Source organism: Hyphomicrobium facile (genome assembly GCF_900116175.1).
Lineage (GTDB): Bacteria > Pseudomonadota > Alphaproteobacteria > Rhizobiales > Hyphomicrobiaceae > Hyphomicrobium_B > Hyphomicrobium_B facile.
Genome location: NZ_FPCH01000002.1, coordinates 1 through 21276, shown reverse-complemented (window position 1 = coordinate 21276; position 21276 = coordinate 1). Strand labels below are relative to the sequence as shown.

Sequence of the window (21276 nt, the reverse complement as noted above, 5' to 3'; positions counted from 1 at the left end):
GCTACGCTAAGCGCAGCCAGCCACCTTCACCGCAAATGCATAGTTGAAAGCCGTATCCTTCAGCCCGTCGAAGCGTCCCGAGGCGCCGCCGTGGCCGGCGCCCATGTTGGTCTTGAGAAGCACGAGGTTGTCGCTTGTGTTGAGCCGGCGGAGCTTCGCGATCCACTTCGCAGGCTCCCAGTAGGTCACGCGCGGATCGGTGAGCCCAGCGAGCGCGAGAATGTGCGGATAGTCCTTCGCTTCGACATTGTCGTAGGGCGAGTAGCTCTGGATGTAGTCGAAGTCCTCTTTGCTTGCGAGCGGGTTGCCCCATTCGGGCCACTCGGGCGGGGTCAGCGGCAGATCCTTGTCGAGCATCGTGTTCAACACGTCGACGAACGGCACGTCGGCGATGATCGCGAGGAAAAGGTCGGGGGCCATGTTGGCGATCGCGCCCATCAGCATCCCGCCCGCTGATCCGCCGTTGGCGACGATCCGGCCACGTTGCGTGAAGCCCTCCGAAATCAGATGTTCGCCCGCGGCGATGAAATCGGTGAACGTGTTTTTCTTCTTCTTCATCTTGCCGTCGCTGTACCAGCGATAGCCTTTGTCCTTGCCGCCGCGAATGTGCGCGATCGCAAAGATGAAGCCGCGGTCGACGAGCGATAGCCGCCCCGTCGAGAACGACGCCGGCATCGCGATGCCATAGGCGCCGTATCCATAAAGAAAGAGTGGCGCCGAGCCGTCGAGCGGCGTCGTCTTTTTGTAGAGCAAGGTGACGGGAACGAGTTCGCCGTCTTTGGCCGGCGCGAGCAGCCGCCGCGTCACGTACTCCGACGGATTGTGCCCGCTCGGAATTTCCTGCCGCTTGCGCAACGTCCGTTCGCGGGTCGCCATATCGTAATCGTAGGTCTCGGCCGGCGTCGTCATCGACGAATAGGTGAAGCGGATACGCGTCGTATCGAACTCGTATCCCGAGCTGAGACCAAGCGCATAAGCTTCTTCGTCGAACGAAATCGTGTGCTCGCCGCTGTAGTCGAGAAATTCGTCCGTCTCAGGCTTCAGCGGCGTGACGACGATGCGCGGCAGGCTCTCTTCGCGTTCGAGGCGCGTCATGAAATTCTGAAATACGCTGACGTCGATGATCAGGCGGCCGGGCTTGTGCGAGACGATTTCCCGCCAGTTCGCTTCTCCCGGATTTTCGACGGGCGCCGTGACGATGCGGAAATCTTCCGCGCCTTCCGAATTCGTCGCGATGATGAGCTTCGCGCCGTGATGCTCGACGTTGTACTGGTGCCCGACGCGCCGGGCGGCAACGAGCCTCGGAGCTGCATCAGCCCTCTCGGCATCGATGAGCCGCACTTCGCTCGTCTCGTGATCGTGGATGTCGATGACGATGAACTTCCGCGATTGCGTCGACGACAATCCGACGAAGAAGCCGGAATCGGGTTCGGCGTAAACGAGCTTGTCTTCCGAGGCTGGTGTTCCGAGCGCGTGGCTGTAGACGAAGAGCGGCCGCTGATGCTCGTCGACCTTGATGTAGAACAGCGTACGGCCGTCGCTCGACCACTCGAGGCCGCCGTGGGTGTCGGGGATTTCGTCGGCAAGGTCCTTGCCCGTCGTGAGATCGCGGACGCGGACCGTGTAAAGCTCTGAGCCTTTGTCGTCGATCGCATAGGCGAGCAGCTTGTGATCGCCGGAGTGGGCCGTGGCCCCGAGATCCCAATAGCCTTTCCCCTCGGATTCCTTGTTGCCGTCGAGAAGGACTTCCGGCTCGTCCACCGAGCCACCGCGGGGAATACGGCAGAGCTGCGCGTATTGCCCGCCTTTGACGAAGCGCGGGAAGTATTCGTAGGGGCCGTCGGGCTGCGGAACCTGCCGGTCGTCTTCCTTGAGACGCGCCTTCATTTCCTGGAACAGGGTTGCTTGCAGCGCGTCCGTATCCGCAAGCATCGCCTTCGTATAGGCGTTCTCGGCTTCGAGATGCGACCGGATGTCAGCGGCAAGCACGTCGGGCTTGCGCATGACCTCCTGCCAGTTGGCGGCGCGAAGCCAGCCGTAATCGTCGCTGATGGAAACGCCATGGTGCGTCGCGACCGTCGCCACGCGCTCCGCGACCGGCGGGCGCGGCTGAGCCGCAGCCTCGTCTTCGATCTGAGCAGGCGTCTTCGTTTGGCCGGTCATGGGGTGCGGACCTTTTTTGAGGATGGGAACGGATTTGCGCTTCTTCTCGACCGCCCGCGCCCGCACGTCAACGCGCCAACATGCCGGAGTAATGATCAAATGAAGAAGGGGGATCGCCAAGCATTAGCGATGTCGTAATCTAAACAGAGGTCGAGATTGACAGGGAAGTCGTCCTGTAGTCAAAGCTTTCGCAAGTGAAATGGAGTTGATCTCCTAGTCTTTTGAGTGGTTTTGAGATCCGCGACGGGCTTTGCCAGTAACGGTTTTACAAGGCAAGGGCGGGAAGTGGACATGGATGGGCGCGCGGTGCCGGGTTTTCGGTCGCCAGAGGAAGCGGAAGACAAACGAATGGAAAGTTCAGCCTCCCCCGAACTCGTGACGATCACGGCGACGATCGTCGCCGCCTACGTCAGCAACAACTCAATTTCATCGACTGAACTCCCGGGTTTGATTGCTGAAACCCACGCCGCTTTGAGCCGGGCCGCAGGCCGCACCGTTCCGCAGGAGCGGGAAGAGGCGAAGCCGAAGGTCGCAGTGAAGAAATCGGTGATGCCGGATTTCATCATCTGCCTCGAAGACGGTAAGAAGTTCAAATCGCTGAAGCGTCATTTGCGGACGCACTACAACTTGTCGCCGGAAGAGTACCGCGAGAAGTGGGGCCTGCCGCCGGACTATCCGATGGTCGCGCCGAATTATGCCAATGCGCGCTCCCAGCTCGCCAAGAAGATGGGTCTCGGCACGCGCAGGGAAAAGTAACAACCCGCGCCGGGAAAAATAGCGGACATCGAAAATATCAGCCGTGTGCTGTCGAAGGACTGGCGCTGTCCGACGGCGCGGCAACTATCGCTTATGAGTTAATTGTTCCCCGCCGCCCCGGACACGATTTCCGATTTCGGAAAGTTCGAGCGTGGCGAGCGATCGGCGTTCCTCCTTCAGCAGATGATTGAGGCGAGCGTGACGCGCCACGTTATATGCCGAATTGCACGCGAGCCCGCGCCGCCGCTCCTTTCTGATCTCGCGCTCGATGAGGGCGACCAGCTTTCGTCTGCCCTCTGGACTTCGGTCAGCGAGATCTTTTGGCCAGACCGGTAAGAGCTGCGCAGCGTCGCGTGCACAACTGGACTCTGAATTGCGGTGTCTCCCGCGCCACGTATTTCTAGGCGCTCTGGTGTCTCGTATCGAAACGCGATTTTGCATGCCGCCGACTGTGCGGCGGTCGCGAGATGCGGGGATATCTTTCTGAAAATGCCATCCCGTTAGGGTGAATACGACGAGCGAAAAAAACTTATCCCCGCGATGTGACAGGGCCGTATTCTTCTCATGCAATGGAACAGATAGCGTCTTCAGTTCTGACCCGGAACATCGCCGGAGCCACCGCCGAGGATGGCAGCATCGATGGCACGATACTCGGACCACGCGTACGCCTGATCTTGCGCGGTTCGGCGCAGCCTTCGCCAGCGCAGCAAGATCAGTCTACGTCCAATCTTAATCTCACGCAGGGCGAACATCGCCACCGCTGCGCCCGCCTCGCGATCGATGTCGCGATTTCGAACGTGTTCGGCATCGGTTCGGAAGGACTTTGGCACTGTACGCGCGGCGTCAGAGACGTGGCGGAGGCGCGGCAGGTGGCCATGTATCTCGCTCACGTCTGTTGCCGCATGACGCTGACCGAGGTTGGAGCCATGTTCGGCCGCGACCGGACGACGGTCGCTCATGCCTGTCTCAAAGTCGAATGCCGGCGCGACAATCCGGCGTTCGATCGTGCGCTCGACGTGCTGGGATGGGCACTCCCGACGCTGGTGATGCGCGAAGTCCGCTCTAGCGCCCAGAAATCTTCCCCCCACACCGAGGATCAGTAAATGGCAGCAAGATCGTCGCGCGCCCGCAGCGTTGCGCGGACAGAGGAACAGCACGCGCTGGAACGCAATCTCGCGGAAAGCCCGCTTGCGTGGCTCGCGCGGCGCAAGGACAAGGACGGCCAGCCGATGCTCACCGATGCCGAGTTCGATGCAGGCGAAAAACTCCGCGCCGATTTTTGGTTTGCGCAAATGACCCCGCGCGTCACCACCAACTGGTCGTCGTTCCTGAGCGTGGGAGGCGGTGCCAGAGGCGCGCCGGACATCGGGCCGGATATTCGCGATTCCGTTATAGCAGCGCACGAGCGGGTCAAACGCGCGCTCGCAGCCGTCGGCCCCGAGCTCGCCGGCGTTCTGATCGACGTCTGCTGCCATTTGAAGGGTCTCGAGGCGAGCGAGAAGGCGAGCGGCTGGCCGCAACGGTCCGGCAAGATCATTCTGCAAATCGCGCTACGCCAGCTCGCCCGGCATTACGGAATGCTTCCGCCGCCGCCCGAAGCGAATGATCAAAGACCGGTGCGCGTCAGGCATTGGGGCGCGAACGACTACCGCCCCGCAATCGACCCCGGGCAAGTCTGAGCCCAAGTCTCTGAGCCAAGTCTCTGAGCCCAAGTCTGAGCAGAACGTTGAGCGTGGTTCGAAGTTAAGCCGCGAGCATCTCTGTCGCGTCCGAGCGGATGCGCTTCACCATCGAGGCGAGCCCGTTCGAGCGTTGGGGCGTCAGATGCTCCCTGAGGCCGAGGCTTGCGAAAATACCCTCGGCGTCGGTCTTCACGATCTCGTCGAGCGTCTTGCCCCGGTAGATGATGAAGAGGAGGGCGATCAGGCCCTGCACGATGTGAGCGTCGCTCATGCCCTGCATTTCGAGCTTGTCGCCGGCAGCCGGTGCGCCCGGCGAGCCGACACGCTCAGTCGCCAGCCAAACCTGGCTCGCGCAGCCGCGGACCTTGTTGGCGTCAGTTCGAAGGGCGTCGGGGAATGGCGGGAGCGCGCGGCCGAGCTCGATGACATAGCGATAACGGTCCTCCCAATCGTCGAGGAGCGCGAAATCGGCGCGAATGTCGTCGAGGGTCATCGGGAAAGTCCAGCCTGCAACCCGCTTAATCGGGCATTCACAATACACATAGGTATGTGGGCCGGTCGAGGGCAAGGCCGTATGCGCTTAGGATGCTTGAACTCAATGACCTAAGTGTTTCTCAAACGCCGCTCTTGTGGGCGTTCTTGCCGCGCCAGTCCGGCATTTTGTCGACCGGCGTCAGAGTGCCGCTCTCCCGCTCCAGGATAGCAGGCGCAACCCGGCCTTTGCTCTCGTCGAGGTGCAAGTTCGTGTTGGCGAGGCTCGAAGCCTCCCGTTCGCGGATCATGTCGTAGGCGAGCTTGGCGCCGAACTCGGCTTTGGCAACGAATTGTGACCACAACTCCGAGCCTTTCGCGCACGTAGCAGCGTTGCGGTCGCAGAATGTGACGACCCATTCCGCCGTCGACCCGGCGCGCTCGTAAAGACGCTGCTGCTGCTCCCGGTCGGACGGAAGCAGTGCGACGGCGACCGCCGCAAACACAGCAATACGCAACAAACCCATAGCTCAAACTTCCCCATCTGCGGCCGAAACGCGATCGGCCGTTGAACGGATTGGCAGTGAAGGCTCTTACCCTCGCTCAATGGATACCAGCCCCGGCTCAAGGTCACGCTAGTTTGTGCAGTGCAATTCGAACCGTTTTTGCTTCAAGTTTTAGATAAATTGGATGTGCTTTGCGGGCCCGAAATTCCCGACGGTTAAGCAGGTCTTAACGGCTGACTCGCCATACTTCGAGCTTGGGAACGAGCAACGGGCGTCAGCATGACCGAGAGGGATATTAAGCTCGCAGCTGTCATATCGCTGCTGGCGACGACGAGCGTGGCTTTGAACATGTTCGTCTTCCAGAACACCACCAAGACGAGCGCCATCGAAACGGGCGGCATCGTGACGGATCGCACCTCGTGGGTCGATGGTCCGGGCATTGCGCTTGGGCCGACGTCGCCGGGTCCCGCAGCCGAGCAGCCCGCAGACGAGGGCGTTCTGCCGCCAGCGCCATTGGGCCAAAGCGACGATGCCAACCGCGCGGAACTGACGAAGGGCATACAACGCGAACTCGGCAACATCCGTTACGAGCCCGGCCAGCCCGACGGCGTTTTGGGAATGGTCACGCGCGCCGCGATCTTCGCATACGAGTACGACAACGGACTCGTGTTGACGGGCGAACCGAGCGAACAGCTTCTGAGCCAGCTCATCCTTGGTTCATCGTCGATGTCGCCGAGCGCTGCGCGGCCCGGCAAGACAATGACGGCGGATGGCGAAAGCCTCGTACGCTCCGTCAAGCAGCAGCTCGCGACGCTTGGCTATCAGACTGGCGTTCCGGGTTCCGCGATGACGCCCGAGTTCGCCCGTGCCGTCCGCGAATTCGAGACCGATCAGAAGCTGAAGGTCACCGGCCGCATCTCCGGTCCGTTGATGAGCCGGTTGATCCGTCTGCAGGGCGAGCCGAAGGCGCGGCGCGAGGCGATTGCCAAGGCGGCGAAGCATTAGGGATTTCCGGGTGCTTGCTGATAACGTACCGACATGCGCCTCAAAACCGAAATCTGGGTCAAAGCTTATCTGCGTCGCTGCCAAGTCAATGGCGCTCATGGCGTGGTCGCTCGTCATGGCGACGACGATGCGGGAGCGGTATTCATCAAGATCGTACGTCCCGATCAAACCGCGGCAGTTTTCTCCCCCGCACCGGCCGGGCTCGATGACGCCGACGTCGACCGGCGCTGGGTCGCACGATTCAAACAGGACTTCGTGCCGGAGGCGGACGCCGAGAAGCTGCTGAAACGCGAAGCCGAATTCGACAGCGACGTCTGGATCGTCGAGATCGAGGACCGCGAAGGGCGGCACTTTCTCGGCGACGAATTGATGAGCTAGCAACGCTATCCGAGAGTTCGGATTTCGTTTTACCGTCCGTTAAGAACTCCCGGACTCTACTCCATTGATTGCGATGATTCTGGCGGCAGCAGCGCATTCACGCCACTAATCAGTACAAAGACTGTATTGCGTCCCGTTCCCGTGGCGGGAGCCTTCAAGGGCGGGGAGTGCCGCACGGCGTGGGCAAGGGCTCGCGCCAGGGGGACGAATGGCAACGATCATTGCATTCAAGACCGCACCGAAACCGACGACAGCATCGGTGCTCGCGGCATACGGAGCAGGCCAATCAGCCGAGATCGTGCTTTTCCCGGGCGTGCGCTACGAGCGTCACGGCGAGGAACGGGCAAACAAGCCGAAGAAGCCGCGACGCGGCACACGCGACACGCTCGACCTCGAGACCGAAAAAAATTCCTAAGCTCCACCCGGAGCGCACGACGCCTTCGAGAGAACCGCCTGTTCGTCCGCGCGGTAAGGATCGCCCTTGTCGGGAGCGCGAACGACGACCAATCCTTTTTCCGCGGCGATCGACTGCTGCGTATCGACCGCTTGCGGCGTGCCGCCGGCTTTCGTGGAACTCGTTTGCGGCAGCCCGAGAAAGCGATCGTCGGCGGGCACTATGGAGAGATCAACCGTCGTCTCCCGGTCCGCTGAGGCGGCGGCAAAATAAAGATTGTGCCCGTCGGGCGCGTAGATGCCGATGGTCCAGCCGAGATCGGGAAGCAGCGCCCGAACGCGTATCGTGGTATCGGCGGTATCGAACAGACAGAACGCATAGTGCTCGTCGGGCGCAAGGAAAGGCAGCGGCTGGTGCTGCGGCGTGACGGCGGCGGCAATCGTCATCTGATTTTTCGGCAAAGAGCGCGCAAGGCGAGAATACGCCGATCCGCGCGCATCGTTGACAGCCATGAACGTCGCGATGAGATGCACGATCCCCGTAACCAGCAGGAAGATCGCGAGAAGCCGGAAATCGAAGCGCTGAAGCCATCTCATGAGCATCCCTCCCGCACGATGACGGGCAAATGCTTGTTCCGCTCGGCGCGCTCGTCGGCCGAAAGACCCGTTGCCGGGTCGAGTACGGTCAGCACGAGCACGAGACGTCCGGCGCCGCTCGTCGGCAGCCAGTTGCCGGGCCGCGCGTCGCGGCCGAGCGTGACGACGAAGGAGCCGTTCGGATTGGGGGCGATCGTGTCGGCCGTGAACTCGTAGCGGTCGGCGTCATTCGAGATGAGATTGCCGCGCGCATCGAACACGGCGAGACTCCACCATAAGCCGCGCATGTTCGCGCCTTCGACGACGTAGTTGCACGACGAATGGAGCCGCGCCCCTTGCGAGTCCGTGCGCGCTTCGAAGGTGCCGGCGCTGTCGGCTGAAATCCTGAGCTTCCCCGTCGTGACAACGTGGGCCTTGGTGTAGGGGTCCGCGCTTTCGCGGCCGATGTCGCGCCACTGTTGCCAGGGCCCGTACATGTCGGTCGACAGCGGCGAACCGCGCGCAACCATGTACCGGCTCGACCAGACGCCGACGGTGACAGCGAGGACGATCGTCAGAATGAGACCGATCGCGCGCAGCAGGATCGCGAACACCGTGCGCACCACGCTATTGCGCGACGCGGGCGATATCGCTGCTGGCTCAAGTTCGACCGATGCCAAGTCCGTGGCTTTCTGTTTCAATGGGCAGCTGCTGGAGCCGGTGACTTCGTTGGCGGCGCCGCGGGCGGCATTGCTGCCGGTACTGAAAGATCGTCGCGAGATGTGTCAAGCAGCGTCGCGCGCCGGTCGGTCTTCGGAGCCTCCGGCCGGGTCGCAGGCTGCGGCGCCTCCTGCTTCGGATCGATTGGTGACGATGGGGCATGCGATGGTCCGGATGCGGCTGCAGGTGCCGCCTCCGCTTGGCCGTTCGCCTTGCGAAGCGCCGCGACGAGAACCTTGAGAGCATCGCGCGTCTTTGACGGCAGGACAGCCTGCGTCTTCGTTGCGTCGCCTGCAAGCTGCGCCGGTTCGATGCCCGCCGCGACTTGCGCCGCCCGAACCTCCGCGAGCCGCTGCTGCTCGGCGATCTGACGCGGATGCGGCTTGAGGCCCGGAATGGTCGGGATATTCATGTCGGTGTGCGCGACCGTCATCAGGTCGCGCCAGATGGGCGCCGCCTGATGGCCGCCCGTGACGCCGGAGCGCATCGGCCGGTTGTCGTCGTTGCCGAGCCAGACACCCGCCACGTATTTGCCGGTGAAGCCCATGAACCACGCGTCCTTGGGACCGGTTGAGGTGCCGGTCTTGCCCGCGGCGTTGGTGAAATCGAGATTGGCCATGCCGCCCGTGCCTTCCGTCACCACGCGATTGAGCATGACGTTCATCTCTTCGGCGACGTGCCGCGATACGACCTGCCGCGGCGGGGGTTCGTCGCGTTCGCGCGAATAGAGAAGATCGCCCTTCGATGTCGTGATGTCGAGAATGCCATAAGGCTTGGCGAGCTTGCCGCCGTTCGCGAATGTCGCGACGCCGCCGGTGTGCTCGAGAACCGTGATGCCGCCGTCGCCGAGCGCCATCGAGCAGGTTTTCTTGACGCCCTCGATGCCGACGCGCTTGGTCATCTCGACGACCTTTTCGCGCCCGACGACGAACGACAGCTCTGCCGCAACCGTGTTCAACGATTTGGCGAGCGCCATCCAGAGCGGGATCCGCGAGCCCGAGCCGCCGCCGCCGCCGTAGTTCGACGGCGACCAGTTTCCGCAGGAACGCGACGCGTCACGGACGATGGTCTCTGGCGTGAAGCCGTTCTCCATCGCCGTTGCATAAACGTAGATCTTGAACGACGAGCCCGGCTGGCGCTTGGCGTGGGTTGCGCGGTTGAATTGACTTTCGCCGTAGTCAGGCCCGCCGACGATCGCCCGGACTTTTCCGTCCGTCTCCATCAGGACGATCGCGCCTGAGGTGAAGTGAAGGTCGCGGCCTTCCTTGCGCAGAGCCGCAGCGAGAGCCTCTTCGGCCTGCCGCTGCAGCGTCAGATCGACCGTCGTCCGCGCCGTCAGCACGAACTGGTTTTTGCCGTCGGCGAGGCGTTGGACTTCTTCGAACGCCCAATCGAGATACCAGTCGGGGCTCGTCGAGGTACGCGCTTCGACGATCTTCGCCGGGTTCATGCGCGCCGAATGCACTTGGCCCGCCGTATAATATTTGGCCTCGACGAGGTTATCGAGAACCTGGTTGGTGCGCGCGCGCGATGCCGCAAGATCGACGAGCGGCGAGTATTTCGTCGGCGCCTTGAAGAGACCGGCCAGCACCGCCGCTTCCGACATGTTGATGTCGCGGACGGACTTGCCGAAGTAGTATTGCGAAGCTGCTTCGACGCCGAAGGTGCCGCCGCCCATATAGGCGCGATCGAAATAGAGCTTCAGGATTTCCCGCTTCGAGTAGCGGCTCTCGAGAAGGAACGAGAGAAACAGCTCCTTGATCTTTCGCTGCAGTGAGCGCTCCGACGACAGGAACAGGTTCTTCGCGAGCTGCTGCGTCAGCGTCGAGCCGCCCTGCACGACTTCGTTGGCCTGTACGTTGGTGACGAGTGCGCGCATCGTGCCGAGGACGTCGACGCCGTAGTGCTCGAAGAAGCGCCGGTCTTCCGTCGAGAGCGTCGCCTTGATCAGGACGTCAGGGATATCTTCGAGCGGCACCGCGTCGTTATGCAAAATGCCGCGGCGGCCGATCTCGTTACCGTTGACGTCGAGGAATTTGACCGCGTAGCGCCCGGTCAGAAATTTGCTCTCGTCGAATTCCTCGAACGCCGGCAGCGCGAGCCCATAAAGAACGACGAAGCCGCCGAACAGCATCGTCAGGCTTTCGGAGGCGAATTCATTGAGGAGGCGGCGCCAGCCGACGAGCTGGAATCGGGCAAAGTAGCTCGATCCGGCATTCCAGTAGTCTTTGACGCGCGACCATGCTTCCCCGAGCGCGGAATTGATCTGCGAATCGAGCCTCAGCCAGTCGATGAAGCGGTCGCGGCCGCCCTGTCTATGAAACCAGTCGTTCAAGAAACGGCCACCCTAACGACGTCGCTCTTGTCACGCGTGAGACGTGGGCTTAAGCCCTCAACAGCGAGAGTCTTTCTTGCAACAACAATCGCGACGCTTCCAGTAGGACGCGCCGCTTAAACCGATTTGCCGACGTTACACGGCGTAAGTCGACGAAATTGTGGTTATCGCGACTGAACCGACAATGGAAGAGCAAGACTTGATGTTGGACGGCAACGATCCACCGTTCTGGCGCACGAAGACCCTCGAACAGATGAACCGCGACGAGTGGGAAGCTCTGTGCGACGGCTGCGGACGGTGCTGCCTGGTCAAGCTCGAGGACGAGGATACGGCCGAGGTCTACTTGACGCGCCTCTCGTGCGCGCAGCTCGACGTCCGAACCTGCCGCTGCAAGGACTATCCCAATCGCTTCAAGAAGATGCCGGATTGTCTTGAGATCGATATTGCACGCGCGCGCGAGCTTTCCTGGCTGCCGAAGACCTGCGCCTACCGCCTCGTCGGCGAGGGGCAAGACCTGATGTGGTGGCACCCGCTGGTTTCAGGTTCGCCCGACACGGTGCATCAGGCCGGCGTTTCCGTCCGCAGCTTCGCCATGAGCGAACGTCGCGTCAAAGAAGAGAATTATTGGAAATACATCATTCCGGACGACGGGCCGGAGGGTGACGGGATTGAGAAGAACCGCCACCGTCCCCGCGCCGGGCAAATTCCCTCAGAACCTACGGAATAGCGCCGCCGAAGATTCGCGACGGTGCACCTCACGCTCGTCCCCGCGAGCGGCATCGGCGGTGCAGCACATTCGACAGCACCCTCGCTGATACTTGCCCTCATGCCGGCCTCCGCCGGCATGACGATGGTGGGGCGGTCGCGAAGGTGCGTTCGCCCGAAAATAGAGAATCGTAGAAAGTGCTCACACAGAGCGAAACAAGAAGTGGGGGGAGTGCAATGCTATCCGTTCCCGAACTTTTTCGAAGAGCTTCCATAGAAATGCGTGGGCCCGTGCCGTGGAGCACTCCGATACCGGAGACCGCCTCCGGGGTGTACGTCATTGGCCTTGTTGATCCGGCGGCTAGCTTCGCTGAAAATTTGCCGGAAGCAGAGCTCAGTCACTGGAACGCCGGACAACAGATAATCTACATCGGCAGAGCGACCAAGCTGCGCCGCCGGCTGTCGGAATTTTATCGCCACGTGCATGGTCGTCCCAGCCCTCATAGGGGCGGAGAGGCAATCAAATTACTTGCTGCTTCAGTCGAAGTTTATTGGGGCGTCGCTTCCGACCGGATCAAGGCCGAGCATTCCATGATCGGAATGTTCGAGACGGAGGTCGGCGCGTTGCCGTTTGGAAATCGCAACCGCGGTACTAAAAAGAGGTCAGCTGCAATCTGAGCGGCTCCGCGACAAAACTTATCCTCGCTCTGGCGCGCGATCTTATAATCGGAAAGTTTGTCCTGGCGTCAGAGATTTTATCACGCAATTTCAATGCGTTATCGCATTTTATCCATTGACAGCGTAACGCTCTTCCGGTAGGTTTCTGTATAACGCGGAAAGTGTGAGGGGCCACCGGGACTGGCCCCGGGCGACTATGTCCAACAACGCTCCGCAGCGATAATCACCGAAATTCCAAAAAGGCAGTGTGCATGGCGGCGGCATCGATCGTGCGGCGAACGACCTCGCGCGTCCCGACGACGAAGGTGGCTGCAACGAACGACGACGATCCGGCGGAAGAAAAGCCGAAGGCGAAGCGCACTGCTACGAAGACTGCCACGAAGAGCGCGAGCGCTTCGAAAACGAAAGCTGTCGCAAACGATGCCGTCGAGAAACCCGCCCGCTCCGCTCCGGCTTCGAAAACGGCGGCAAGCACGCGCGCCAAGCCGCCCGCGACGCGAATGCGAGCAAAGCCTAACGCCCTGGTGCAGCGCGTCTACAACACGATCGATGGCGAGCTGACGAAGCTCGAGAAGCAAAAAGGGCTGACATCGCAGGATCGCGAGCGAGCGTCCCGCGCCCTGTCGCAAATGGTCAATGCATTGGAGAAAGCTGTTGAGATGCAACGCGTGATGACGAAGCGGAAGCCAACGGGAGGTGACGCCAAGAGCAAGGAGGCGCTCGCCCATGCGGAAAACCTACGCCGCGAAATTGCGGAACGTCTTGAACGCCTCAATCACAAGCGGTCGTCTCAGCGAAATCCTGAATGAGCTTAGCGCGGACGAACTCGAGTTCATCTCCCATGATTGGGAGCTTTGGGCGCGCGATGAGCAGCTTGCACCAGCATTGATTGTGCAAGACTCGCGCAACAAGCCCGCGCCTTGCGGCCGGCTCCCCGCAGGGGAGTCGCCGAGCGCAATCAAAAGCTGGCGTGTGTGGCTGCTGCTCGGCGGCCGCGGATCGGGAAAGACGCGAGCGGGTGCCGAGTGGGTGCGATCACTCGCCCTTTCTTCCCCAATGAACGAAGCAACATCCCCGCGCCCGGCGGCCGGCTCGCGGAACGCGAGTCGCCGGGCGCCAACAAAAGACACTCGCATCGCGCTGGTGGGCAAAACACTCGCCGACGTGCGAAACGTCATGATCGAAGGCCAGTCGGGACTGCTCGCCATTCATCCGCCGCGAGAGCGGCCGCTGTTCGAGCCGTCGAAGCGTCGCTTGACGTGGCCGAACGGGGCGGTCGCGGAACTGTTCTCGGCGGACGAAGCCGAAGCGCTGCGTGGCCCGCAATTCACGGCCGCCTGGTGCGACGAACTCGCGAAATGGCGCGGAGCCGAAAGGGCGTGGGACATGCTGCAGTTCGCGCTACGCCTCGGCGAAGCGCCGCGCGTGTGCGTGACGACGACGCCGCGCGCGACGAAGCTTTTGAAACAGATCATTGCCGACGAGGCGACCGTGACCGTCAACCTCGCGACCGCCGACAACGCGACGAACCTCGCGCCGACCTTCCTCGCCGAGATGACGCGCCGCTACGCGGGCTCCGCCATCGGCCGGCAGGAATTGCTCGGCGAGATCGTCGAAGATGCAAGCGACGGCCTTTGGCGGCGTCATTGGATCGAAGAGGCGCGCGTCGAAAACGCGCCCGAGATGCAACGCGTCGTCGTCGCGCTCGATCCGCCGGTAACGGCGACGGCGTCGTCGGACGCTTGCGGGATCGTGGTCGCAGGATTGGGCGTCGATAAGCGCGCCTATGTATTGGCGGATCGAACCATCCAGGGCCGCACGCCGGAACTCTGGGCGCGGGCGGCGCTCGGCGCTTACGATGATTTCGAAGCCGATCGCATGGTGGCGGAAGTCAACCAGGGCGGCGACCTGGTGATCTCGGTGCTGCAGCAGTTTCGCGAGAATTTCCCCGTCGTCAAAGTCAGGGCGACGCGGGGAAAATGGGTTCGTGCCGAGCCGGTCGCCGCGCTCTATGCGGAGGGCCGCGTCGCGCACGTCGGGCGCTTCGACGCGCTGGAAGATCAGATGTGCGCGTTTGGGTCCGATGGCACGGTCAAGGGCCGCAGCCCCGACCGCGCCGACGCACTCGTCTGGGCGCTCACCGATTTGCTTTTGGGCGACACGACGAAACCATCGGTCAGGATGCTTTGAATGAGTTGAGATTGAACACCCTCGTCACGACGCCTTTGGCTATGACTCTTATGCCCTCTCGTATGAGAAATTCTTTGCCAATGTGCATCTTAGGAAGATGCGCTTCCGGCCGATAAAAACGAAAATAGCCGCGAACCGTATCCCCAGGCTGAACCGACTCAACGTCTGGGTATTCGTGCTGCGCATCGACATCGATGTTGTCGAAGTAAAACTGACCTCGATAACCGGTTGAAACGGCAGTTCCGCGGCCGCCTTCATCGGAAGTGAGGAAATAGAGCGTCGCCTCGATATGTCGTTCAACTGACATTCAGGTGGTCCCGGATCGGACAGAGTCTGGGAAGTCCAATCTCGATACAGCAATTCACAGGACAAATAAATAATGTCGCTGATTTCGGAAGCGCTGACGCGCTGGCTGCCGATGCACGGTCGTGTGCGCAACAACCCCGCGCTCGCCGGCCGGCTCGCGGAACGCGAGTCGCCGGGCGCAAATGAAAGACTCGTTCCGGGCGCCAATCAAAAAGGCACCTCAACCGGCCCGCTCATCGCCTATCAAAATCTCGGCGAGCCCGTATGGGCGCCGCGGGACTATGCAGCCTTCGCCCGCGAAGGCTTCATGCAGAACGCCATCGTCTATCGCTCCGTGCGCATGATAGCGGAGGCCGCCGCCTCGATCCCGCTGCTCCTCTATGAGGGCGCGAACGAGATCGAGGATCATCCGCTGATCGATCTGCTCCGGCGGCCGAGCCTCGATCACACCGGCACGGACTTCCTCGAAGCCTGGTACGGCTTCCTGCTCGTCGCGGGCAATGCGTATGTCGAAGCCGTCGCACTCGACGGCGAAATCCGCGAGCTGCATATCCTGCGCCCCGACCGCATGAAGGTCATCCCCGGTCTCGACGGTTGGCCGGAAGGCTACGAATACACCGTCGCCGGACGGTCCGTGCGCTTCATCGATGAAGTGGCGGCGGGCGTGCGGCCGATCCTGCACGTGCGCCTCTTCCATCCGGCGAACGATCACTACGGCATGAGCCCGATCGAAGCGGCGGCAACCGCAATCGACATTCACAACACCGCGTCGAGCTGGAACAAGGCGCTGCTCGACAACTCCGCACGGCCCTCGGGCGCGCTCGTCTACGCAGCAGCCAACGGGCAGATGACGGACGAGCAGTTCACGCGCCTCAAAAGCGAGCTTGAGACGAACTTCCAAGGCGCGCGCGCCGCCGGACGTCCGCTGCTCTTGGAAGGAGGCCTCGACTGGAAGCCGCTGTCGCTCTCGCCGAAGGACATGGACTTCATCGAGGCGAAGAACTCTGCCGCGCGCGAGATAGCGCTCGCCATCGGCGTGCCGCCGATGCTGCTCGGTATTCCGGGCGACAATACGTACTCGAACTATCAGGAAGCGCAGCGCGCCTTCTGGCGCCAGACCGTACTGCCGCTGGTGAACCGAACCTCGCGGGCACTTTCGAGCTGGTTGGCACCTGCGTTTGCAACATCAAGCGCGCTCGGCGGCCGGCTCGCGGAACGCGAGTCGCCGAGCGCAAACGAAAACTATGGCCGGTCGCGGGGCACAAACTTAGAACTCAAACCCGATCTCGATCAGATCGAAGCGCTGTCGTCTGAACGCGACGCACTCTGGAAACGCCTCGAAGCCGCATCATTCCTCACCGACGACGAGAAACGCGTTGCGGCGGGATACACAGCAAAGCCCGAAAATTCACCGAGCCTAAAATAACGCGAAGACCGACGACCGCGTTCGCATTGCGCAGGCTGACGGCGAAGCGCCGCTGCGTAGATTGCACCCCGATTCAACTTATGAACAAGATCAGAAAGCGAAAGGCTCGCTAGAATATCATCGAAAGAAGTCTACAGACTTCCTCATCGAAAGCCTAAAGCCAGGATCGGGTCAAAAAATGGGCGGGCCATTACTAGTCAAACCCGACGGCACCATCATGGATGGGAATAAAAGGATCAAAATTCTGCAAGAGCGGGGGTATGACGTGAACACCTTACCACGAACGACCCTGCCTAGTTCAGAAGGCAGTGGCGGAGGAGGGGGCGCAGGAAGTTCTGGTGGCCCGAGAGGTGGAGGAGGCGGTATTCGCGGTCCAGGCGGCCTCGGGGGCGGACCAAAATTATCGCCGTTGCGAGATAGACGAAACGATTTTCTTTACTAATCGCCGCTTGCTCAATTGAAGGAGCCTCTCGAATGGAATTGGAAGAAATAAAAGCAAGGTTCTGGAGTAAACCGACGGCGGACCGCGCGGCTGTTCTCTTAAATCTAATGCACATAATGACGGTTGATTCCGGGTGCTCGCTCTAGACCAACCTTCGGATGTGGTTGTCGAGGTCGCGAAAAAATTTCAACGAAGTCTTTCATGGTTTAAGTGGCTATGCCGCAGCGACTCTCGACGGTGTTGCGCAGGTTCCAGAGGACGGATTTCTTGAATCCGTCATCCTGAGAATACAGGAACCTGATTTGCGACCCTATCTCTATTTGACGCTCCAAAACCTCGAGCAGATGATAAAGTCTTCGACTTCGGCCTGATATCGTCCGAACGCGACGCGCTGTGGAAACGCCTCGAAGGCGCCTCCTTCCTCACCACCAACGAAAAAGCGCGCTGCGGCGCGTAGGGCCGCTGAGCCAGACTTTTCGAATTTCAAATACCGCTAGGCTCAATTGACAACGGAGTGCAAATGCACGCGACCGAACACTTCCTGCTGCCCGCTTCGTTGTCGAAACGCGGCCGGGCGTTGCCGCTCGAGGCGAAGTCGCTCGGCGACGGGATCTTCGAAGGGTATGCGAGCCTCTTCAATCGCGAGGACTTAGGGCACGACGTCATCGCGCCCGGCGCCTTCCGCGAGAGTTTGCTCAGTCGTGGCGCCGCACGCATCAAGATGCTGTTCCAGCACGACCCGGCCGAGCCGATCGGCGTGTGGGATGAAATTCGCGAAGACGCGCGCGGGCTGTACGTCCGCGGACGGTTGATGACCGCTGTCTCCAAGGCGCGAGAAGTTTTGGAGTTGATGCGGGCTGGCGCGCTCGATGGACTTTCGATCGGCTTCAAGGCGGTGAAGGCCAGGCGCGATGCGGCGTCCGGCGTGCGCCGTATCGAGAAGGTCGATCTCTGGGAAATTTCGGTCGTCACGTTTCCGATGCTGCCGGGCGCACGCGTCGAAAGCGTGAAGGCGCGGCCGTTCGTGGCCGGCGCTCCGACCGAACGTGAATTCGAGCGTTGGCTCACGCGGGATGCTGGGCTGACGCGGATGGAGGCGAGGGCGGTGCTCCGCTCGGGTTTCCACGGTCTCAAGGCTTTGCGGGATGCAGGCCGGACCTTCGGCGACGACGCCACGCTAGCTTCTCGTTTCCGCGAGGCGGCGCGGTTGATGCAGGCAACGTAAGCCGCGCCAACTCCGCACTTATCATCCCGGGCGAGCCATTCGGCGAGACCCGGGACCCAGGGCAGCCGACATGGACTTGCAAAGTCCGAGCTGAAGTTCTGGATCCCGGCTCTCCGCTACGCTTCGGCCGGGATGACAACATCGGATGCGGTCGGCTCCATAGAAAACAGGACATCACATGACCGATACGACTTCCCTCGAAACGAAGGGGGCGGGCGGGGAGACCGCACGCGCCTTCGAAGAATTCCTCGAAGCTTTCGAAGCCTTCAAGGAAACGAACGATCAGCGGCTGGCCGAGGTCGAGAGCCGCGGCGCATCCGATACGCTCGTCGCCGAGAAGCTGGCGCGCATCGAGGAAACTCTCGATTCCACCAAGCGTGTGGCGGATAATCTCGCGCTGAAGTCGGCGCGCCCGCATCTCACCGGCGGCGCACCGTCCACGTCGGATCTCGCACACAAGTCAGCATTCGACGGCTACGTTCGCCGTGGCGATGCGCAACGTCTCGCGCGCATCGAAGAGAAGGCCTTGTCCGTCGGCTCCGGCCCGGATGGCGGCTATCTCGTGCCGGCCGAAACGGAAGCGGCAGTCAATCGCGCGCTCAAAGCCATCTCGCCGATGCGCGCAATCTCCGGCATCCGCCAGGTGTCTGGCTCTGTCTATAAGCGGCCGTTTGCAACGGCAGGTGCGGATACGGGCTGGGTGGCCGAGACGGCGGCACGTTCGCAGAGCACCGCGCCGACGCTCGCAGAGCTGCAGTTCCCGACGATGGAACTTTACGCGATGCCGGCAGCGTCGCAGACGTTGCTCGACGATACGATCGTCAACATCGACGAGTGGCTCGCCGAAGAAGTTCGCATCGCCTTCGCCGCGCAGGAAGGAACAGCCTTCGTCACCGGCGATGGCACCAACAAGCCGAAGGGCCTGTTGAGCTACGACACGGTCGCCAACGGCTCGTGGGCCTGGGGCAAGCTCGGCTTCATCGCGACGGGCGAGGCAGGCGCGTTCCCGGAGAGCGATCCCGGCGACAAACTGCTCGACCTCGTCTACGCGGCGAAGGCGCCGTACCGCGCCAACGGCACATTCCTGATGAGCCGATCGACGGTGTCGGCCGTGCGCAAACTCAAGGACGGTCAAGGCAACTACCTCTGGCAGCCAGCAAACGCACCGGGCGAATGGCCGTCGCTGCTCGGTTATCCGGTTGCGGAAAGCGAAGACATGCCGGCGATCGGCGCCAATGCTCTCGGCATCGCGTTCGGCGATTTCTCGCGCGGCTATCTCATCGTCGACCGCGCCGGCATCCGCGTACTGCGCGATCCCTACACCGCCAAGCCCTACGTGCTCTTCTACACGACGAAGCGCGTCGGCGGCGGCGTCCAGGATTTCGACGCGATCAAGCTTCTGAAGTTCGCGGCCTGATCCCGGTCCGTGCCGAGCGGCCGGCTCGCGGAACGCGAGTCGCTCGGCACGACCAAAAATCGCCAAGCGCGCTTCCGAAATCTCCGCGCGGGTTCCCCTCCCGCCCGCGCGGAAACCTGCGGGGCTGCTGCTCACTCCGGCAGCCCCGCATTTTTTTGTACGCCGTGCTCGCGCCACAAGGCCGCGCTCGGCGGCCGGCTCGCGGAACGCGAGTCGCCGAGCGCAATCAAAAAAGGAATTCTTATGTCTCTCGTGATGACGGCGCCGCCGGCGGTCGAGCCGGTGACGGTCGCCGACGCCAAGGCCCACATGCGCATCGACGGCAATGACGAGGACGTTCTGATCGCGAGCCTGCTGCTGACGTCGCGGCTTCACATCGAGGTGGCGCTGTCGCTCGCGCTCATCACGCAGTCGTGGACGCTGACGCTTAATCGCTGGCCGGGCAGCCGCGATGTCGAGCTGCCGCTGACGCCGCTTCGCTCGATCGATGAAGTCCGCGTGAAGAACGCCGCCGGCGTCGCCAATGTCGTGCCTGCAGAAAGCTATCTCGTCGATCTCTCATCGCGGCCCGCGCTGCTCGTCTGGAACAATACGGCGCGGCCCGAACCGCAAGTCCCCGCGGGCGGCATCGAAATCGACATGACGGCCGGCTTCGGCAGCACCGGTGAGAGCGTGCCTGCGCCTTTGAAGCACGCGATGCTGATGCTGACGGCACACTGGTATGAGCACCGTGACCCGGAGGAGATCGGATCGGACGCGGCGCGCATCCCCGAAGCCGTTTCCGCGCTCATCAATCCCTTTCGGACGATCAGGCTATGAAGGCTCCCATCAACGCCGGTGATCTCCGGCATCGCGTGACGATCGAAAGCCCCGCGCGAACGGCCGATGAGGCGGGCGGCGCGACGATCGATTGGCAAAGCGTCGCTGAAGTCTGGGCTGCCATCTGGTCAAGATCGGCTGGCGAATTTTTTTCAGCTGACCGCATCGCGGGCATAGCGACGCACGACATCTGGATACGCCACCGCAGCGACGTTACGCCGGACATGCGGATTCGCTGCGGCAACCGCGTCTTCGCCATTCTTGGCGCGATCGACGTCGACGATCGTGGGCGCTGGCTGAAGTGCCCATCGGAGGAACGCGATCTATGAATGTGCATTGCACCATGATCGGATTGCGATCGGCAGGCCGGCGACGGGCATTGATGCTCGTGCGCGACGCAATTGCGAAACGCGAGGCGAGCCTCGCTTCCGCATTGGCGAACAGGCCCTCGATGCACGCAACCGGCAGTACAGACCCGCTTTCCCCGCAAGGAGGCAAATGATGGCGAACGCAGCCTACGCCCTTCAACAAGCGATCTTTACGAAACTGACGACAGATGACGCGACGACTTCGGCATTGGGCGGCCCACGGATTTATGACGACGTTCCGGCCCGTGCTGAATTTCCATTCATGACGTTTGGCCAATCAACCGAACGGGATTGGTCGACCGGAACAGAAGACGGCTCCGAGCACGTCATAACGCTTCACGTCTGGTCGCGTGCGCGCGGACGCAAGGAAACGCATGCCGTCATCGCCGCAGCGCGGAAAGCATTACACGACCAGGTATTGTCTCTCGAAGGCCACCGGCTGGTTAACTTGCGTCACGAATTCTCCGAAGCGAGACGCGACAACGACGGCGAGACGTTCCATGGCATCTCCCGCTTTCGTGCGGTGACGGAGCCGGGCTGACGCAAAGCTTCGTTAGTCTCTGAAGCAACCATCCCGCGTTCGCGCTGGCGACGCGTTTGCGAGCGTGATGTTGCGCGCTTCGTTGACACGACACTCCGACCAACATCTCCAATGAAAACTCTCTCATCGGCCCCGTGCCTGGCGGCCGGCTCGCGGAACGCGAGTCGCCAGGCA

At 61.9% G+C, this 21276-nt stretch carries 23 protein-coding genes; 16 read left to right on the top strand and 7 right to left on the bottom strand.

From position 1 onward, the window contains the following. Positions 1 to 6: 6 nt before the first annotated feature. Positions 7 to 2163, bottom strand: a complete 2157-nt coding sequence (locus tag BM399_RS07135) for a S9 family peptidase (RefSeq protein WP_092868096.1) — start codon at positions 2161 to 2163, stop codon at positions 7 to 9. 348 nt (positions 2164 to 2511) lie between these two features. Between BM399_RS07135 and BM399_RS07130 the strand changes: the two genes are divergently transcribed. The 3 genes from BM399_RS07130 (at position 2512) to BM399_RS07115 (ending at position 4598) form a co-directional block, all read left to right on the top strand. Continuing rightward, entirely contained in the window at positions 2512 to 2919 is a 408-nt protein-coding gene (locus BM399_RS07130) for a Ros/MucR family transcriptional regulator (RefSeq protein WP_092868095.1), read from the top strand. A 569-nt stretch (positions 2920 to 3488) separates the two neighbouring features. Further along, on the top strand, positions 3489 to 4022 hold the full coding sequence (locus tag BM399_RS07120; protein ID WP_092866587.1) for a helix-turn-helix domain-containing protein: 534 nt from the start codon (positions 3489 to 3491) through the stop codon (positions 4020 to 4022). After that, the gene (locus tag BM399_RS07115; RefSeq protein WP_092866584.1) at positions 4023 to 4598 is read left to right on the top strand and encodes a DUF6456 domain-containing protein; all 576 of its coding nucleotides are present in this window, start codon (positions 4023 to 4025) and stop codon (positions 4596 to 4598) included. It begins immediately after the preceding gene. Positions 4599 to 4662: 64 nt separating this feature from the next. Here the strand turns inward: BM399_RS07115 and BM399_RS07110 are convergent, their stop codons facing one another. Together BM399_RS07110 and BM399_RS07105 are read right to left on the bottom strand one after the other, a co-directional pair. Continuing rightward, positions 4663 to 5094 carry a SufE family protein gene (locus BM399_RS07110; protein ID WP_092866581.1) on the bottom strand — a complete coding sequence of 144 codons (432 nt, stop codon included), beginning with the start codon at positions 5092 to 5094 and terminating at the stop codon, positions 4663 to 4665. Positions 5095 to 5215: 121 nt separating this feature from the next. Next, a complete protein-coding gene (locus BM399_RS07105) occupies positions 5216 to 5599 on the bottom strand; it encodes a DUF5330 domain-containing protein (protein ID WP_092866578.1) in 384 nt (127 codons plus the stop codon). Between the two features lie 258 nt (positions 5600 to 5857). Between BM399_RS07105 and BM399_RS07100 the strand changes: the two genes are divergently transcribed. From BM399_RS07100 to BM399_RS07090, 3 genes are all read left to right on the top strand, one after another. Next, complete coding sequence (locus tag BM399_RS07100) at positions 5858 to 6583, top strand: peptidoglycan-binding domain-containing protein (RefSeq protein ID WP_092866575.1); 726 nt, start codon at positions 5858 to 5860, stop codon at positions 6581 to 6583. Positions 6584 to 6616: 33 nt separating this feature from the next. Continuing rightward, positions 6617 to 6961: a DUF1491 family protein gene (locus tag BM399_RS07095; RefSeq protein ID WP_092866573.1), complete on the top strand. Its 345-nt coding sequence runs from the start codon at positions 6617 to 6619 to the stop codon at positions 6959 to 6961. A gap of 208 nt (positions 6962 to 7169) precedes the next feature. After that, positions 7170 to 7376: a hypothetical protein gene (locus tag BM399_RS07090; protein ID WP_092866570.1), complete on the top strand. Its 207-nt coding sequence runs from the start codon at positions 7170 to 7172 to the stop codon at positions 7374 to 7376. Here the strand turns inward: BM399_RS07090 and BM399_RS07085 are convergent. The 3 genes from BM399_RS07085 to BM399_RS07075 are packed head-to-tail and all read right to left on the bottom strand — an operon-like array spanning position 7373 to position 10985. Further along, on the bottom strand, positions 7373 to 7951 hold the full coding sequence (locus BM399_RS07085) for a DUF1254 domain-containing protein (RefSeq protein ID WP_092868094.1): 579 nt from the start codon (positions 7949 to 7951) through the stop codon (positions 7373 to 7375). The two genes, BM399_RS07090 and BM399_RS07085, sit on opposite strands and share 4 nt — an antisense overlap. Beyond that, positions 7948 to 8631, bottom strand: a complete 684-nt coding sequence (locus BM399_RS07080) for a DUF1214 domain-containing protein (protein WP_244531138.1) — start codon at positions 8629 to 8631, stop codon at positions 7948 to 7950. Before BM399_RS07080 ends, BM399_RS07085 begins: the two co-directional genes overlap by 4 nt. Next, positions 8628 to 10985: a transglycosylase domain-containing protein gene (locus BM399_RS07075; RefSeq protein WP_092866564.1), complete on the bottom strand. Its 2358-nt coding sequence runs from the start codon at positions 10983 to 10985 to the stop codon at positions 8628 to 8630. Before BM399_RS07075 ends, BM399_RS07080 begins: the two co-directional genes overlap by 4 nt. A gap of 184 nt (positions 10986 to 11169) precedes the next feature. Here BM399_RS07075 and BM399_RS07070 point away from each other — a divergent pair, with 184 nt between their 5' ends. The 4 genes from BM399_RS07070 (at position 11170) to BM399_RS07055 (ending at position 14558) form a co-directional block, all read left to right on the top strand. Continuing rightward, positions 11170 to 11712 carry a YcgN family cysteine cluster protein gene (locus BM399_RS07070; protein WP_244531137.1) on the top strand — a complete coding sequence of 181 codons (543 nt, stop codon included), beginning with the start codon at positions 11170 to 11172 and terminating at the stop codon, positions 11710 to 11712. 308 nt (positions 11713 to 12020) lie between these two features. Continuing rightward, positions 12021 to 12368 carry a GIY-YIG nuclease family protein gene (locus tag BM399_RS07065; protein WP_143111361.1) on the top strand — a complete coding sequence of 116 codons (348 nt, stop codon included), beginning with the start codon at positions 12021 to 12023 and terminating at the stop codon, positions 12366 to 12368. A gap of 251 nt (positions 12369 to 12619) precedes the next feature. Continuing rightward, positions 12620 to 13177 carry a hypothetical protein gene (locus BM399_RS07060; RefSeq protein ID WP_092866558.1) on the top strand — a complete coding sequence of 186 codons (558 nt, stop codon included), beginning with the start codon at positions 12620 to 12622 and terminating at the stop codon, positions 13175 to 13177. After that, positions 13095 to 14558: a DNA-packaging protein gene (locus BM399_RS07055; protein ID WP_177228077.1), complete on the top strand. Its 1464-nt coding sequence runs from the start codon at positions 13095 to 13097 to the stop codon at positions 14556 to 14558. Before BM399_RS07060 ends, BM399_RS07055 begins: the two co-directional genes overlap by 83 nt. Here the strand turns inward: BM399_RS07055 and BM399_RS07050 are convergent. Next, complete coding sequence (locus BM399_RS07050) at positions 14545 to 14865, bottom strand: EF-Tu C-terminal domain-related protein (RefSeq protein WP_092866552.1); 321 nt, start codon at positions 14863 to 14865, stop codon at positions 14545 to 14547. The two genes, BM399_RS07055 and BM399_RS07050, sit on opposite strands and share 14 nt — an antisense overlap. A gap of 72 nt (positions 14866 to 14937) precedes the next feature. Between BM399_RS07050 and BM399_RS07045 the strand changes: the two genes are divergently transcribed. From BM399_RS07045 to BM399_RS07020, 6 genes are all read left to right on the top strand, one after another. Beyond that, on the top strand, positions 14938 to 16290 hold the full coding sequence (locus BM399_RS07045; protein ID WP_143111360.1) for a phage portal protein: 1353 nt from the start codon (positions 14938 to 14940) through the stop codon (positions 16288 to 16290). A 962-nt stretch (positions 16291 to 17252) separates the two neighbouring features. Beyond that, positions 17253 to 17957 carry an HK97 family phage prohead protease gene (locus BM399_RS07040; RefSeq protein ID WP_092866549.1) on the top strand — a complete coding sequence of 235 codons (705 nt, stop codon included), beginning with the start codon at positions 17253 to 17255 and terminating at the stop codon, positions 17955 to 17957. Positions 17958 to 18135: 178 nt separating this feature from the next. Further along, on the top strand, positions 18136 to 19374 hold the full coding sequence (locus BM399_RS07035; protein ID WP_092866546.1) for a phage major capsid protein: 1239 nt from the start codon (positions 18136 to 18138) through the stop codon (positions 19372 to 19374). A 243-nt stretch (positions 19375 to 19617) separates the two neighbouring features. Beyond that, a complete protein-coding gene (locus tag BM399_RS07030) occupies positions 19618 to 20193 on the top strand; it encodes a head-tail connector protein (RefSeq protein WP_092868091.1) in 576 nt (191 codons plus the stop codon). Beyond that, on the top strand, positions 20190 to 20522 hold the full coding sequence (locus BM399_RS07025) for a phage head closure protein (RefSeq protein WP_092866543.1): 333 nt from the start codon (positions 20190 to 20192) through the stop codon (positions 20520 to 20522). Before BM399_RS07030 ends, BM399_RS07025 begins: the two co-directional genes overlap by 4 nt. 172 nt (positions 20523 to 20694) lie before the next feature. Then, on the top strand, positions 20695 to 21102 hold the full coding sequence (locus BM399_RS07020; RefSeq protein ID WP_092866540.1) for a DUF3168 domain-containing protein: 408 nt from the start codon (positions 20695 to 20697) through the stop codon (positions 21100 to 21102). The last annotated feature ends 174 nt before the right edge of the window (positions 21103 to 21276 follow it).

Excerpts from the sequence above, each read along its gene's own strand:
- BM399_RS07030 (WP_092868091.1), top strand. The coding sequence starts at position 19,618 with ATGTCTCTCGTGATGACGGCGCCGCCGGCGGTCGAGCCGGTGACGGTC.
- BM399_RS07130 (WP_092868095.1), top strand. The coding sequence starts at position 2,512 with ATGGAAAGTTCAGCCTCCCCCGAACTCGTGACGATCACGGCGACGATC.
- BM399_RS07035 (WP_092866546.1), top strand. The coding sequence starts at position 18,136 with ATGACCGATACGACTTCCCTCGAAACGAAGGGGGCGGGCGGGGAGACC.
- BM399_RS07090 (WP_092866570.1), top strand. The coding sequence starts at position 7,170 with ATGGCAACGATCATTGCATTCAAGACCGCACCGAAACCGACGACAGCA.
- BM399_RS07120 (WP_092866587.1), top strand. The coding sequence starts at position 3,489 with ATGGAACAGATAGCGTCTTCAGTTCTGACCCGGAACATCGCCGGAGCC.
- BM399_RS07055 (WP_177228077.1), top strand. The coding sequence starts at position 13,095 with ATGCGGAAAACCTACGCCGCGAAATTGCGGAACGTCTTGAACGCCTCA.
- BM399_RS07040 (WP_092866549.1), top strand. The coding sequence starts at position 17,253 with ATGCACGCGACCGAACACTTCCTGCTGCCCGCTTCGTTGTCGAAACGC.
- BM399_RS07110 (WP_092866581.1), bottom strand. The coding sequence starts at position 5,094 with ATGACCCTCGACGACATTCGCGCCGATTTCGCGCTCCTCGACGATTGG.
- BM399_RS07095 (WP_092866573.1), top strand. The coding sequence starts at position 6,617 with ATGCGCCTCAAAACCGAAATCTGGGTCAAAGCTTATCTGCGTCGCTGC.
- BM399_RS07115 (WP_092866584.1), top strand. The coding sequence starts at position 4,023 with ATGGCAGCAAGATCGTCGCGCGCCCGCAGCGTTGCGCGGACAGAGGAA.
- BM399_RS07050 (WP_092866552.1), bottom strand. The coding sequence starts at position 14,865 with ATGTCAGTTGAACGACATATCGAGGCGACGCTCTATTTCCTCACTTCC.
- BM399_RS07100 (WP_092866575.1), top strand. The coding sequence starts at position 5,858 with ATGACCGAGAGGGATATTAAGCTCGCAGCTGTCATATCGCTGCTGGCG.
- BM399_RS07045 (WP_143111360.1), top strand. The coding sequence starts at position 14,938 with ATGTCGCTGATTTCGGAAGCGCTGACGCGCTGGCTGCCGATGCACGGT.
- BM399_RS07105 (WP_092866578.1), bottom strand. The coding sequence starts at position 5,599 with ATGGGTTTGTTGCGTATTGCTGTGTTTGCGGCGGTCGCCGTCGCACTG.
- BM399_RS07135 (WP_092868096.1), bottom strand. The coding sequence starts at position 2,163 with ATGACCGGCCAAACGAAGACGCCTGCTCAGATCGAAGACGAGGCTGCG.
- BM399_RS07025 (WP_092866543.1), top strand. The coding sequence starts at position 20,190 with ATGAAGGCTCCCATCAACGCCGGTGATCTCCGGCATCGCGTGACGATC.
- BM399_RS07020 (WP_092866540.1), top strand. The coding sequence starts at position 20,695 with ATGGCGAACGCAGCCTACGCCCTTCAACAAGCGATCTTTACGAAACTG.
- BM399_RS07085 (WP_092868094.1), bottom strand. The coding sequence starts at position 7,951 with ATGAGATGGCTTCAGCGCTTCGATTTCCGGCTTCTCGCGATCTTCCTG.
- BM399_RS07070 (WP_244531137.1), top strand. The coding sequence starts at position 11,170 with ATGGAAGAGCAAGACTTGATGTTGGACGGCAACGATCCACCGTTCTGG.
- BM399_RS07060 (WP_092866558.1), top strand. The coding sequence starts at position 12,620 with ATGGCGGCGGCATCGATCGTGCGGCGAACGACCTCGCGCGTCCCGACG.